This is a genomic window from Burkholderia sp. MBR-1 (assembly GCF_013822785.1).
GTDB lineage: Bacteria > Pseudomonadota > Gammaproteobacteria > Burkholderiales > Burkholderiaceae > Burkholderia > Burkholderia vietnamiensis.
Window position 1 is genome coordinate 829,545 of sequence record NZ_CP053610.1, and the last position, 13,466, is coordinate 843,010.

10 protein-coding genes are annotated in these 13,466 nt (G+C 67.7%); 4 read left to right on the forward strand and 6 right to left on the reverse strand.

The annotated features are described in order from the left end of the window. The first annotated feature begins 47 nt into the window (after positions 1 to 47). Positions 48 to 1,745, forward strand: a complete 1,698-nt coding sequence (locus MBR110_RS18505) for a VRR-NUC domain-containing protein (RefSeq protein ID WP_059621737.1) — start codon at positions 48 to 50, stop codon at positions 1,743 to 1,745. Continuing rightward, positions 1,742 to 4,051, forward strand: coding sequence for an ATP-dependent DNA helicase (locus MBR110_RS18510; protein WP_034193536.1), 2,310 nt, complete (start codon positions 1,742 to 1,744; stop codon positions 4,049 to 4,051). The genes MBR110_RS18505 and MBR110_RS18510 overlap by 4 nt, the downstream gene beginning before the upstream one ends. Positions 4,052 to 4,075: 24 nt before the next feature. On the opposite strand, the gene MBR110_RS18515 is transcribed toward MBR110_RS18510, so the two are convergent. The 3 genes from MBR110_RS18515 to shiA all read right to left on the reverse strand — a co-directional run bounded on the left by MBR110_RS18515 (position 4,076) and on the right by shiA (position 7,862). Beyond that, positions 4,076 to 4,846, reverse strand: a complete 771-nt coding sequence (locus MBR110_RS18515) for an IclR family transcriptional regulator domain-containing protein (protein WP_011882203.1) — start codon at positions 4,844 to 4,846, stop codon at positions 4,076 to 4,078. A gap of 181 nt (positions 4,847 to 5,027) precedes the next feature. After that, positions 5,028 to 6,329 (reverse strand): UDP-N-acetylglucosamine 1-carboxyvinyltransferase, encoded by a 1,302-nt coding sequence (locus tag MBR110_RS18520; RefSeq protein WP_059474895.1) that lies wholly within the window; start codon positions 6,327 to 6,329, stop codon positions 5,028 to 5,030. A 225-nt stretch (positions 6,330 to 6,554) separates the two neighbouring features. Next, entirely contained in the window at positions 6,555 to 7,862 is a 1,308-nt protein-coding gene (gene shiA / locus MBR110_RS18525; RefSeq protein WP_014724897.1) for a shikimate transporter, read from the reverse strand. A 353-nt stretch (positions 7,863 to 8,215) separates the two neighbouring features. Here shiA and MBR110_RS18530 point away from each other — a divergent pair, with 353 nt between their 5' ends. Then, positions 8,216 to 9,343, forward strand: a complete 1,128-nt coding sequence (locus MBR110_RS18530) for a 4-hydroxyphenylpyruvate dioxygenase family protein (RefSeq protein ID WP_011882206.1) — start codon at positions 8,216 to 8,218, stop codon at positions 9,341 to 9,343. Between the two features lie 308 nt (positions 9,344 to 9,651). Here MBR110_RS18530 and MBR110_RS18535 read toward each other — a convergent pair whose 3' ends face one another. The 3 genes from MBR110_RS18535 to MBR110_RS18545 form a co-directional block, all read right to left on the reverse strand. Continuing rightward, positions 9,652 to 10,983 (reverse strand): type II toxin-antitoxin system HipA family toxin, encoded by a 1,332-nt coding sequence (locus MBR110_RS18535; protein WP_181709466.1) that lies wholly within the window; start codon positions 10,981 to 10,983, stop codon positions 9,652 to 9,654. A 2-nt stretch (positions 10,984 to 10,985) separates the two neighbouring features. Further along, entirely contained in the window at positions 10,986 to 11,402 is a 417-nt protein-coding gene (locus tag MBR110_RS18540; protein ID WP_014724894.1) for a helix-turn-helix domain-containing protein, read from the reverse strand. A 282-nt stretch (positions 11,403 to 11,684) separates the two neighbouring features. Next, positions 11,685 to 12,575 (reverse strand): LysR substrate-binding domain-containing protein, encoded by an 891-nt coding sequence (locus tag MBR110_RS18545; RefSeq protein WP_014724893.1) that lies wholly within the window; start codon positions 12,573 to 12,575, stop codon positions 11,685 to 11,687. A gap of 158 nt (positions 12,576 to 12,733) precedes the next feature. Between MBR110_RS18545 and MBR110_RS18550 the strand changes: the two genes are divergently transcribed. Further along, positions 12,734 to 13,234, forward strand: a complete 501-nt coding sequence (locus MBR110_RS18550; RefSeq protein ID WP_034193539.1) for a lipocalin-like domain-containing protein — start codon at positions 12,734 to 12,736, stop codon at positions 13,232 to 13,234. Positions 13,235 to 13,466 lie beyond the last annotated feature (232 nt).

The following is a 13,466-nucleotide window of genomic DNA, read 5'->3' on the forward strand; positions in this document are numbered from 1 at the left end:
CACGGTGATATGATTCCGACCTGTACAAACGTACAGTGATCGATCCCGTGACGCCTGCATCGCCGCCGCCTCCGGCGTTTTACTACCTGACCAACTTCGAACGTGCGCTCGCGTGGCTCGGCGAGCGCTACGACGACCTGCTCGACGCCGCCGAGCGCGCGTTCGTCGCCGAGTTTGCGCGGCTGCCGCAGGCATCGCGCGCATTGCTCGTGCGGATGCTGATGCGCAACGGCTCGGACTTCCGCGCGAGCAAGCTCGCGTATGACGAGATCGGCTGCCCGCTCGACGCGGCCGCGCCGCTCGCCGCGCTCGGCTGGGTCGATCCGGCGCCCGCGCTGACGCTCGACGAGCTGTTCGCGCTGTCGACGCGCGCCGATCTGCTGAAGATGGTTCCGTCGCTCGGTGCGCATGCGGGCGAGCGCAAGCCGGAATGGCTCGAACGCCTGCGCCCGGCTTACGGCGACGTCGCGCAACCGCTCGACGCATGGTGCGCCCAGGCCGACGATCGCGTGCTGCGGGTGACGGTCGGCGCGCTGTGCGAACGGCTGCGGCTGATGTTCTTCGGCAATCTTCATCAGGACTGGACCGAATTCGTGCTCGCCGATCTCGGCGTGTTCCAGTACGAAAGCGTGCCGTTCGCGCCGTCGTCGCGCGCGTTCCAGCAGCGGGCCGACGTCGATGCGTATCTCGCGCTGCACGCGTGCCGCGCGGCGCTCGACGCCTGGCCGGACGAGCTGCCGTTCGACGAGCTGCTCGACGCGATCGACGTGGTCGAATGCGCGCAGCCGTGGCTCGCGACGCGCCGCGCAAAACTCCTGTTCACGCTCGGCCAGACCTGCGAGCGCCGCGCCGACTGGGACGCCGCGCTCGACGCGTATGCGCGCAGCGCGTGGCCGGGCAGCCGGCATCGGCGCATTCGCGTGCTGGAACGCTGCGAACGCATCGCCGATGCACTCGCGCTCGCGCTCGATGCGCGCGAGCGCTTCGAAAGCGACGAGGAACGCCAGCGGGTCGAGCGGATGCTGCCGCGCTTGCAGCGCCGCCTGGGGCAGCCGGTCGAACGCGCGCGCGGCGCGCCGGCCGTGCCGCGCGAGACGCTCGTGCTGGCGCGCCCGGACGCGTCCGTCAGCGTCGAATACGCGGTGCGCGACCATCTTGCGCAGCCGGGCGCGCCGGTCCATTACGTCGAGAACACGCTGATCAATTCGCTGTTCGGACTGCTGTGCTGGGAGCCCGTGTTCGCGGCCGTGCCCGGCGCCTTCTTCCATCCGTTCCAGCGCGGCCCGGCCGACCTGCACGCGCCCGATTTCGCGGTGCGCCGTGCGGACGCGTTCGCCGCCTGTTTCGCACAGCTCGAGTCGGGCGCATACCAGGACACGATCCGTCGGCACTATGCGACCAAGACGGGGCTGCAGTCGCCGTTCGTGTTCTGGGGCGTGCTGACCGACGAACTGCTCGACGACGCGCTCGCGTGCTTGCCGCCCGAGCATTTGCGGCTGTGGTTCACGCGCCTGCTCGCGGATATCCGCAGCAATCGCTCGGGGCTGCCCGATCTGGTGCGCTTCTGGCCCGGCGAGCGGCGCTACGAGCTGATCGAGGTGAAGGGCCCCGGCGACCGGCTGCAGGACAACCAGACGCGCTGGCTCGCGTACTGCGTGGCGCACGGCATCCCGGTGCGCGTCGTCGATGTCGAATGGGCGGGCGCCGGCGTCGAACACGCCGAAGCGGCGGGGCTGTCCGCATGAGCTACGTCGTCGCGGTGCGGGCGATGTGCGAGTTCACCGCGCGGCGCGGCGATCTCGACCTGCGCTTCACGCCCGCGCCGACCGCGCTCGAAGGCATCGCCGGCCACGGCGCCGTCACGTCGGCGCGCGGCGCACGCTACGAAACCGAAATCGCGCTCGCCGGCACGTGGGGCACGCTGACCGTGCGCGGGCGTGCGGACGGCTACGACCCGCTCGCGAACCGCCTCGAGGAGATCAAGACCTACCGCGGCAGCCTCGACGCGATGCCGGCCAACCATCGCGCGTTGCACTGGGCGCAGGCGAAGGTCTATGCGCATCTGATGTGCGCGACGCGCGGCCTCGCCGAAATCGACGTCGCGCTCGTCTATTTCGACATCGTGTCCGAGCGCGAAACCGTGCTGACGGAAACGCTGAGCGCCGAGGCGCTCGCCGCGTTCTTCGCCGAACAGTGCGCGTGCTTCGTCGGCTGGGCCGAGCGCGAGGCCGCGCATCGTGCGGCCCGCGATGAGGCGCTGCGCGCGCTGACGTTCCCGCACGGGCAGTTCCGCAGCGGGCAGCGCGAGCTGGCCGTGTCCGTCTATCGCGCGGCGCGCGACGAAGGCTGCCTGATCGCCCAGGCGCCGACCGGGATCGGCAAGACGCTCGGCACCGTGTTTCCGATGCTGAAGGCGTGCGGCGAAGGCAAGCTCGATCACGTGTTCTTCCTGACCGCCAAGACGCCCGGCCGCGCGCTCGCGCTCGACGCGGCCAGGACGCTCGGTGCCGGCACGCCGGCGCTGCCGCTGCGCGTGCTCGAACTCGTCGCGCGCGACAAGGCATGCGAGCATCCCGATCGCGCGTGTCACGGCGAGTCGTGCCCGCTGGCGCAGGGCTTCTACGACCGGCTGCCGGCCGCGCGCGACGCCGCGATCAGCGCGGGGCTGCTCGATCGCGAGACCGTGCGCGCCGCCGCGCTCGCGCACGACGTGTGTCCGTATTACCTCGCGCAGGAGCTGGCGCGCTGGTCCGACATGGCGATCGGCGACTACAACTACTACTACGACGGCAGCGCGATGCTGCATGCGCTCGCGCAGCAGAACCAGTGGCGCGTCGGCGTGCTCGTCGACGAGGCGCACAACCTGCTCGACCGCGCCCGGCGGATGTACAGCGCGTCGCTCGATCCGTTCGCGTTTGCCGCCGCGCGCGAAGCGGCGCCGCCGACGCTGCGCAAGGCGTTCGACCGGCTCGCGCGCGCGTGGGGCGCGCTCAATCGTGCGCAGGCCGAGCGCTATGCGGCGTACCCGGCTATTCCGGCGGGGCTCGTGTCCGCGGTGCAGAACCTCGTGGCGACGATCGGCGAGCACCTGACCGATGCGCCGCGCGCGAACGACGACGCGCTGTTGCGCTTCCATTTCGACGCGATCCAGTTCGGCGTGCTCGCCGATGCATTCGACAGCGCGTCGATCTTCGACGCGACCTTGCACGGCGAGCCGCTGCCGCGTCAGGCGGCACTCGACACGGTCGATGCGCTCGTGCCGGCTGCGCGCCGCCGTCGCATCCAGTCGACGCTGTGCGTGCGCAACGTGATACCGGCCGGTTTTCTCGCGCCGCGCTACGAGGCCGCCCGCGCCACCGTGCTGTTTTCCGGCACGTTGAGCCCGTTCCGGTTCTATCGCGACACGCTCGGCTTGCCGGCCGACACGGGCTGGCTCGACGTCGAAGGGCCGTTTCGCGCCGAGCAGTTGACGGTGCGCGTGGCGAGCCACGTGTCGACGCGCTGGCGCGATCGTGACCGCTCGCTCGAGCCGATCGTCGATCTGATCGCCGCGCAATATGCGACACGTCCCGGCAACTACCTCGGCTTTCTGAGCAGCTTCGACTATCTCGCGCGCGTCGTCGCGCTGATGCAGGCGCGCCATCCCGACGTGCCTGTCTGGGCGCAGTCGCCCGGCATGGCCGAAAGCGAGCGCGACGCGTTCCTGGCGCGCTTCGACGCCGGCGGACGCGGCGTCGGCTTCGCGGTGCTGGGCGGGGCGTTCTCGGAAGGCGTCGATCTGGTCGGCGAGCGGCTGATCGGCGCGTTCATCGCGACGCTCGGCCTGCCGCAGATCAACGACGTCAATGAACAGATGCGGCGCGCGATGGACGCGCGTTTCGGCAACGGCTACGACTACATCTATCTGTATCCGGGCCTGCAGAAGGTCGTGCAGGCGGCCGGGCGCGTGATCCGCACCGAACGCGACGAAGGCGTCGTGCATCTGATCGACGATCGCTACCGGCGCCGCGAGGTGCGCGATCTGTTGCCGCGCTGGTGGCGCATCGGTTGAACGCGAGGGCGGTGCGGCGCGCCGCTACAGCACGTTGAGCATCGCGAGCGCCGTTTCCTGCAGATGCGGAAGCACGCGCCGCACCGCCGCGTCGGTCGATTCGCCGGCGATCGGCATGTTGGTGCTCAATGCGGCGACCACTTCGCCGTGACGATTCTTCAGCGGCACCGCGATGCCGCGCACGCCCACCTGCAATTGCTGCTCGATCACCGCGAAGCCCGCGTCGCGCGCGTGGTCGACCTGTTCGAGCAGGCGCGCCTTGTTCGTGATCGTGTGCGGCGTGAACGGCGCCAGTTCGGTGCCGTCGAGCCACGCGCGCACGGCCTCGCGGTCGGGATGATGGGCGAGCAGCACGACGCCCGGCGACGTCAGCGGCGCCGGCACGCGCGCGCCGAGCACGAAGCCGGTCGTCATCACGCGCGACACGCCGTTGCGGGCGATGAACACGAGTTCCCAGCCGTCGAGCACGCTCACGTACGCCGATTCGTTCAGCGACGCGCTCAGTTGCTGCAGATACGGCTGCACCATGCGCGGCAGGCGTGCCGAGTCGAAGTACGACCAGCCGACCCGCAGCACGCGCGGCGTCAGCCCGTAGAGCTTGCCGTCGGTGTACACGTAGCCGAGCGATTCGAGCGTCAGCAGGTAGCGGCGCGCGGCCGTACGCGTGAGGCCGGTGCGCGCGGCGGCCTGGGTGGGCGTCATCCGTGCATGCTGACTGTCGAACGCCTCCAGGATCATCAGGCCTTTTTCCAGGCCGGCAATCCAGTCGCGTCGGTCGAGTTCGGGCTTTTTCATCGTCGAGGGCGGAGTGGGGCGCGTGCGGTCGCCGCGCCCGGACGGGCGATCATCGTGCGAATGCGCGGCTGGGAGGCGAGGCGGTCGATGCGGTCGACGGCTTGCGATGGAGGACGCCGCAGCGACGCGGCGGGATGGGCACGAAGCATCGGATGCGGCGTGCGCCGCATCCGGGATGCCGTTACTCGCTGCTCGTCCACTCGACGTTCGCGCCGACCGAACGCAGGTTTTCGACGAAGTGCGGATGGGCACGACGGATCGGCAGCGCGTTCATGATTTCCGAGCGGCCTTCGATGCTCGCGGCCACCATCAGCAGCGCGATCGCGACGCGGATGATGTACGGGCTTTCGACGCGCGCCGGCGTCAGCGTCAGCCCGCCGAACGTGATGAGCCGGTGCGGGTCCGACAGCAGCACGTGCGCGCCGAACTTCGACAGCTCGCCGGACCAGCCGAGCGCGCCGTCGTAGACCTTGTTCCAGAACATCGCGCTGCCTTCGGCGCGCACGCCGAGCGCGATGAAGATCGGCAGCAGGTCGACCGGCAGGTACGGCCACGGCGCGGCTTCGACCTTCGTGAGGATGTTCTGCGTAAACGGACGCCGCACGCGCAGCGGGCCGTCGCGTTCCGCGCGCGACCAGCCGTCGCGGTGCGTGACGGTCACGCCGAACTTCGCGAAGGTGCGGTCGATCAGCGGGAAATGCTCGGGCGACGAATTGCGCACCGTGATGTCGCCGCCGGTGATCGCGCCGAGCGCGAGGAACGTCGCGATCTCGTGGAAGTCCTCGGCGAAACGGAACTCGCCGCCGCCGAGCTTGCCGCCGCCCGTCACGCACAGCCGCGAGGTGCCGAGCCCGTCGATCGCGACGCCGATCATCGCGAGGAACTGGCAGAACTCCTGCACGTGCGGCTCCGACGCCGCGTTCATCAGCGTGGAGGTGCCGCTGGCCGCCGTCGCGCACAGCGCGAAGTTTTCGGTGGTCGTCACCGATGCGTAGTCGAGCCAATGATCGTTGGCCGTCAACGGGCCGTCGGCGCGGACGATCAGCGAATCGGGCGTGCGCTCGATGTGCGCGCCGAAGCGCTCGAACACCTCGACGTGCGGGTCGATTTCGCGCACGCCGAGCGTGCAGCCCTTCACGTCGTTTTCGAGCCGCGCGACGCCGAAGCGCGCGAGCAGCGGCGGAATCAGCATGATCGACGAGCGCATCGCCTCCGGCAGCCGGTGGACGGCCGGATCGAACGTCGTGTTGCGGTGGTGCAGCTCGAGGATGCCCGTCGCGAAGTCGACCGACACGTCGCTGCCGAGCGTGCGGAAGATGTCGAGGATCTTGCGCACGTCGGTGATGTCCGGCACACCGACGAGACGCAGCGGCTGATCGGTCAACAGGGTGGCGCACAGGATCGGAAGGACGGCGTTCTTGTTCGCGGACGGCTTGATGTCCCCGCGCAGCGGGGTGCCGCCGTGGACGATGAGATTCGACATGATATGGGGGCGTATCGGTGACTGACGTAGGCCCATATGATGCCATTGGTCGGCGACCGGCGTGGAATGTTCGGCACGGAAAAGGGGCGTGCGCGTGGGGGGCTTGACCGTGTTTGACGTTGGCTGCAGGCGCGACGCGCGGCTGCAGGTCGGCCGGGCGCCGCGCCGCGCATGGCCGGGCCCATATGGCCGGCCGATGCCGGGCCGGCCATGACGCTCATGGCGTCATTGGGCGACCCGCATCCGCGCGGCGACGACCAGCGAGATCAGGCAACCCACGGCGAGATAGCCGGCCACGAGATGCCACGCGCCGCCCGCGAAGCTGACCAGCGCCACCGCGATGAACGGCGTGAAGCCGCCGCCGACGACGCTCGCGAACTGGTAGCCGACGCCCGCGCCGCTGTAGCGGTACTCGGCGCCGAACAGCTCGGTGAAGAGCGGCTGCTGGACGCTGACCACCATGTCGTGCGCGGCATTGGCGAGCAGGATCGAGAACACGACGATCCACGCGACCGAGCGCGACTCCAGCGCGACGAAGAACGGCACCGCCGATGCGAGCCCGATCAGCGCGCCGGTCAGATAGATGCGGCGCAGGCCGAAGCGATCGGCGAGCCACGCGAAGCTCGGGATCGTCACGCAGCTCACCGTGCCGACCAGCAGGCCGATGTTCAGGAACAGGTCGCGCGACATGCCGAGGTTCGACGTCGAATAGCTGAGCGCGAACGCGGTGACGATGTACATCGTGAACAGCTCGGCCAGCCGCAGCGCGACGATCAGCAGGAACGCCTTCGGATGGCGCGTCAGCGCTTCGAGCACCGGCAGACGCAGCTTGCGGTTGCCGTGCTCGACCTTCTCGACGAACTCCTGCGACTCGTCCATGCTCTTGCGCACCCACAGTCCGACCAGCACCAGCACGATGCTGAACAGGAACGGCAGCCGCCAGCCCCACGACTTGAACGCGGCGTCGCCGAGCGTGTGGCTCAGGATCGACACGATGCCCGTGGCCAGCACCAGCCCGACGCCGTAGCCGACCTGCACGCCGCTGCTGTAGAACGCCTTCTTCTGCTTCGGTGCGCTTTCGACGGCCATCAGCGCCGCGCCGCCCCATTCGCCGCCGACCGCGAAGCCCTGGATCGCGCGCATCGTCACGAGCAGCACCGGCGCCCACCAGCCGATCGTCGCGAAGCCGGGCAGCAGGCCGATCGCGACGGTCGACAGCCCCATCAGCATCACGGTGAGCACCAGCATCCGCTTGCGGCCGAGCCGGTCGCCGTAATGGCCGAACACGACGCCGCCGAGCGGGCGGAACAGGAAGCCGACGCCGAAGGTCGCGAACGCCGCGAGCGTGCCCATCGTCGGGCTGACCTTCGGGAAGAACGCGGAATTGAAGACCAGCGCGGCGACGATTCCATACAGCAGGAAGTCGTACCAGTCGACGACGGCGCCGACAAAGCTGCCGATCGCCGCCTTGCGGGCCTGGCTGCGGGCGCGCTCGCCGGCAGCGGTGTCGAGGGTGTCGAAAGTTGGGGTCACGACGGTGTCTCCTGGCATCGCGCATCGTGATTCGCGGCGGCGCCGCGTCCGATGCTGCATTGAGATGATTGGGTGAACCGAGAATAGGGCGCGCGCCACACGGCGGCAATTGGCCGATCGGGAGATTTGCGCGATTATCGTTCTTCAATGTGCGATTATCGGACGCTTTGCGGGTTTGCACTAGACGCGCCACCGGCTGGCCGAACGGCCGGGGTGTGCCGCCGTGAACGATCTGGTTAAAATCTCGACCATCGAAACCTTGCCCGACTCGGGCGGACCTCGGCCGTCGCATCGGCCGGCGGGCGCCGCGCAGGTCGGGCGTACTCACCGACCGCATGCCTCCGGAGACTGGAATGCCCGGCAATTCTCACCCACTGTCCAGCGATACGCCGCCCGTTGCCGATCCGGCCGCCAATCCGCTCGGGATGGCCGGACTCGAATTCGTCGAGTTCGCGGCGCCGGTGCCGGACGCGCTCGCGCAGCGCTTCGAGCAACTCGGGTTCAAGGCTGTCGCGCGCCATGTCAGCAAGAACGTCACACTGTACCGGCAAGGACAGATGCAGTTCCTGATCAATGCGGAGCCCGATTCATTCGCCGCTCGCTATGCGGAGGAGTACGGGATGGGCGTGTGCGCGATCGGGCTGCGCGTGGCAAGCGCCCGGCGTGCGTTCGAGCGTGCGATCGAGCTGGGGGCGTGGGCGTTCGAGGGCGAGCGGGTCGGCGTCGGCGAACTGAAGATTCCGGCGATCCAGGGCATCGGCGATTCGCACCTGTACTTCGTCGATCGCTGGCGCGGGCGCGACGGTCAGCGCGGCGGCGTCGGCGACATCTCGATCTTCGACATCGATTTCCGGCCGATCGACATCGCGACCGCGCACGCCGATCTCCACTGCGAGGGCACCGGGCTGCAACAGGTCGACCACTTCACGCAGACGGTCGGCGCGGGGCGCATGCGCGAGTGGCTCGACTTCTACCACGACCTGCTCCACTTTCGCGAAATCCACGAGATCGACGCGCACTGGCACGTGTCGGAGGAATCGCGCGTGATGGTGTCGCCCTGCGGCGCGGTGCGGATTCCGGTCTACGAGGAGGGCACGCGCCGCACCGAGCTGATGCACGCGTATCTGCCCGATCATCCCGGTGAGGGCGTGCAGCACATCGCGCTCGCGACCGACGATATCGTCGCGAGCGTCGATGCGCTGCGCGCGAACGGCGTCGACTTCGTCGAGCCGCCTGCGCGCTATTACGACGAAGTCGATGCGCGACTGCCGGGGCACGGCGTCGATCTCGACGCGTTGCGCCGCTGCGCGGTGCTGGTCGACGGCGAAATCGGCGCCGACGGCGTGCCGCGCCTGTTCTTCCAGACCTTCGTCAAGCGCCGGCCCGGCGAGATCTTCTTCGAGATCGTGCAGCGTCAGGGGCATCACGGGTTCGGCGAAGGAAACCTCGCCGCGCTGGCTCGCGCCCGCGACGCCGGCTGAGCGGTACCGCGGATTGCTTAGGCGCGGCCGCCGCAAGCAGGGCGGCAGCCGCGGCGGTGCTTTCAGCGAGTGCCGGACGCGAGTACGCGGCGGCATGCCGCTTCGAGCCGTTCGCGCATTGCATTGGTCGGGCGCCGGTCGTGCGGTTGCGCAGTGGCGGCCGTGGTCCCGATCGCCGCTCGGCGGAGCGCAGGATCGAGTACGACGGGCTCCGTGCCGGGCACGCAGCTGCATGAGCACGGCGGCGACCATCGTGCGGACCACGGGTGCGGACGTATTCTGCGCACGCTGCGTGGTGTGCAGGCGGCCTAGTCGGCCGCCTGCAGCTTGCGCGCCTGAGCGCGCATCCCGTCGAAGATCGCGTCGGCCACATCCATCGGGAAATCCGCCGGAATGTGCGACGCGACGTCGGCGATCACCGCTTCCGTGCGTGCCGCCACGTCGGCCATGGCTGCGCGCACGTCGTCCTCGGTCAGCCCGACGCGGCTGCCTTGCGCGATCCAGTGACGCGGCCGGATGTCGCCGATCACGTAATGGCGATTCTTCCCGCACACGGCCATCGCGAGCCGTGCGCGCCGCGGCGACAGCTGGTTGCGGCGCGTCCCGATGATCGGATGCGCGGACAACACGTCGTACAGCGGCGTGCTGCGATACGTGTTCCCCGGCAAGTGCGCGATGCTGAAGTTCTTCGCGTGGCCGTCGATGGCCGCGAGCACCCAGAACACCAGCTGCGTGACGAAGAAGTTCATCCGGTCCTGCGCGGCGGCGGAATTCGCGAGGATGCCCATGATCGCCGCGATGCCCGGACCGCCGTCGGATTCGTATTTCATGCCCGACGGCGTGCCGGTAGCCTGGCACATGTCCTCTTGCGGCAGCCGCAGGATCCATGTGCGGTCGCGGGACGGCCTGCGATCGAAGCGCTCGACCACCAGCGCCTTCTGATCGTCGAACCGGCCGATGTCGCAGGCGGCCACCGGCAAGCCGTAAGCGGCGACGATCTTCGAGCACAGCCATTCATTTTCGACCGACGTCCGCATGTCGGCCTGCATGTTGCCGACGCGGCCCAGCGGCAGCTTGAAGATATGAGTGGTGGGCGTGCTGCCCGACGGCAGCATCCAGCGGTTGCCGTGACGCAGCAGCGCGGTTTTTTCCTGCGCGCCGGCGATCGACAGGCGCAGTTCGTCGCCCGATTCGGCATGGCCCGGCAGCGGCGCGGCGGTCGCGTCGCGCAGCACGCCGGCCACGGCCGCTTCGTCGAGCACCGTGCCGTCGATCGATTCGAGGTCCAGCGGCGTCTCGTCGGGCGGCAGCAATTGCAGCGCGCCGACGCAGTCACGGCCGATCGACGCGAGCAGTTCGAACGGCGCCGTGGACGCCAGCCGATAACGCTGCGCGATGCGGCGGCGGATCGGCTGGCTGTCGGGCAGCAGGTTGTCGAAGTAGTCGGCGACGGTCGCGCCCTGATGCGGCTGGTTGCCCGGCGTGAATGGCAGCGACAGGGACAGCGGCCGACCCTGCGGATCGTCGATCCAGGTGGGCAGGTAGACGAGGCGTTCGACGCCGCGTCGAATTTCCCAATAACCGACCGGAATGCCGTTCATCCACAGGTCGAGACGGTCGTGGCGGGGGCGGCGAACCATCGTCACCAGTCCTCGCGGCCGGCGTCACGCGCTTTGCGCGGTGCGGCCGCGGCGGGCTGCTTGCGGGTGGCCGCACGCGTGGCTTTCGCGGCGGCCGGCGCCGGGGCGGGCTGAGCGGACCGGTTTGACGAGCCGGACGAGCTACGCCGAGACGGCGGCGATGTCTGCTCGGGCGCGGACGCGGAAGGTGCGGGCGCCGCAGCGTCGCCGGGCTCGAGCGTCACGCGCACGCCGAGCACATTCAGCACCTTGAAAAGCCGTTCCATACTGACTGCCGAGGGATTGGCCTCGAGCTGCGCGTACGACTGCTGCGTGACGCCGAGGCGGGCCGCGAGTTGCGCCTGCGTGAGCCCAGCTGCCTTTCGGAAGCCGACGAGGATCGGGCGCAATTGGGGCAAGGTCTGGACAGGGAATGCCATGGGCTCTCCGCGGAATGACAGGCGATCGCTTGTAATGGGTAAATACAGTCTATCGAATGTATTTGCAAGATACAAATCGTAGCCTGTATTCGGCGAAAACAAGCGATAGGCTGTTGGGGAGTCGCTGGGGCGGAGCGTGGAACGGGGCTGCTGCGCGCCTTATGGGCGGTGGTTGCAGTCGCGGTGCGACAGGTTGTTGGTGCCGCGCCGCGACTGAGCCGCTTCATGACATGACCTGCTGGTCCAAGTGGCACGGTTTTGTGGGCTAGGGTTGCGATCGCGCTACGCGGCACGTCGTGCATCGGCAAGATTCGCGATCAGATTGTCGACCACGACGCGCTTCAGACTGACGAGCGCCGCCGACGCGTCGAGATCGCCCGAGTGGATGCACAGCTCGACCGACGGCAGCGGCGGCAGGCCGTCCCGTTCGCCCAGCCGGCGTAGCGTCGGCGGGACGCCGGCCATCGTCCTCAGCGTGATCCCCAGCCCGCCCGCGACGCCCGCCCACAGGCTTTGCAGGCTGCCTGTCGTATAGGCAAGTCGCCACGGGATACCTGCGTTGTCCAGCGCGCTCGTGCCGGCCTTGCGGAACATGCAGGGCGACTTGTACAGCGCAAGATCGAGCGGCTTGCCGGATGGCGGACGGATGTCGAGGCCGGCCGGCCCGATCCACGCCATCGGCAGGGTGATCAGGTGCTCGGCGTCGGCACGGCTTTCGGCACCCATCGCGAGCACGACGTCAAGTTCGCCTGCGTCGAGCCGCTCGAGCAATTGTCCGTTGCGTTCGACCACGATTTCCACGCGCACCGCAGGATGTGTGCGTTTGAACTGGCCGAGCGCGGTGGGCAGCCACGATTCGGCGAAGTCTCCGGGCAGACCAAAGCGAACCGCGCCTTCGATCGCCGAGCCGCGGATCGCTTGCACGGCCTCGTCATTCAATTCCAGGATGCGGCGTGCATACGACAACATCAGATCACCCGCCTCCGTCGGGACGAGGCCGCGCCCCTGGCGACGAAATAGCGGCTGGCCGATCTGCGTTTCGAGCTTGCGCATCTGCTGGCTGACCGCGGATTGCGAGCGGCCGATCCGGTCCGCGGCGCGATTGAGGCTGCCGAGCCGGTCGGCAGCGAGCAGTGTGCGCAGCGCGTCCATGTCGAGATTAGGAACGGTCATGATGTCGTTTCTCTTATGGGTCCGTTTCGAATTATCGTATTTATCGCACATTTTCGCAGCTACCATCAACTCGACCATCTCCCCCGACCGGGATGGATGCGGATTCCGTTGCCGATATAGGCGGTGTGTCTTTCAAATCTTTCATCTAAGGAGTGACCATGAACATCGGTTCGATACTCAGACAAGGTATCCCTGGCTTGCTACTGGCCGCATCGATCATTCCGGCCGGCGCGTCCGCTGCGCCGTCGCTCGCAGGTACCTGGACACTCGTCGCCGCCGACGTTCAACATCCCGATGGGACGCGTGGCCGCGACTATGGTGCCGATCCGAAGGGCTTGCTGTTGATCGACACGAGCGGAAATTATTCGCTGCAGATCTTCAAATCGGAACGGCCGCGCTTTTCGTCGAATGACAAAAGCAAGGGCACGCCCGACGAGTATCGAGATGCAGTGCTGGGATCAAGCACGCATTACGGTTCAATCACGATCGATCCGGCAGAGGGCACGCTGACGTTTCACATCAAAAACTCGTCGTTCCCGAATTGGGTAGGACAGGAACAGAAAAGGAATTACGAATTGAAAGGGAATGAATTGAGTTATCGCGTAACGCCGCGACCGAATGGCGATGTGCCGATTTCCGTCTGGCGGCGCGTGGATTGAGCATTGTTTCCAATTAAAGCGGAAATCGGTTGTCGTGCGATTGAAACATCTTCATTCTGGATATAACCTGCTTTGGCATTAGCCTTCGAGCGAGCTGTTAAAACTGCCAGTGAATACGATTTTTAAAAAGACGTAAGATGGGCTCCGTGACTTGAAATTATGCAGGTTACTCATCAAATAAATATTCTTAATCCCATTTGAGGTTGGCTTACCGCCTCCTTGTCGAATCGCC

Excerpts from the sequence above, each read along its gene's own strand:
- MBR110_RS18510 (WP_034193536.1), top strand. The coding sequence starts at position 1,742 with ATGAGCTACGTCGTCGCGGTGCGGGCGATGTGCGAGTTCACCGCGCGG.
- MBR110_RS18545 (WP_014724893.1), bottom strand. The coding sequence starts at position 12,575 with ATGACCGTTCCTAATCTCGACATGGACGCGCTGCGCACACTGCTCGCT.
- MBR110_RS18520 (WP_059474895.1), bottom strand. The coding sequence starts at position 6,329 with ATGTCGAATCTCATCGTCCACGGCGGCACCCCGCTGCGCGGGGACATC.
- MBR110_RS18535 (WP_181709466.1), bottom strand. The coding sequence starts at position 10,983 with ATGGTTCGCCGCCCCCGCCACGACCGTCTCGACCTGTGGATGAACGGC.
- MBR110_RS18550 (WP_034193539.1), top strand. The coding sequence starts at position 12,734 with ATGAACATCGGTTCGATACTCAGACAAGGTATCCCTGGCTTGCTACTG.
- MBR110_RS18530 (WP_011882206.1), top strand. The coding sequence starts at position 8,216 with ATGCCCGGCAATTCTCACCCACTGTCCAGCGATACGCCGCCCGTTGCC.
- MBR110_RS18540 (WP_014724894.1), bottom strand. The coding sequence starts at position 11,402 with ATGGCATTCCCTGTCCAGACCTTGCCCCAATTGCGCCCGATCCTCGTC.
- MBR110_RS18515 (WP_011882203.1), bottom strand. The coding sequence starts at position 4,846 with ATGAAAAAGCCCGAACTCGACCGACGCGACTGGATTGCCGGCCTGGAA.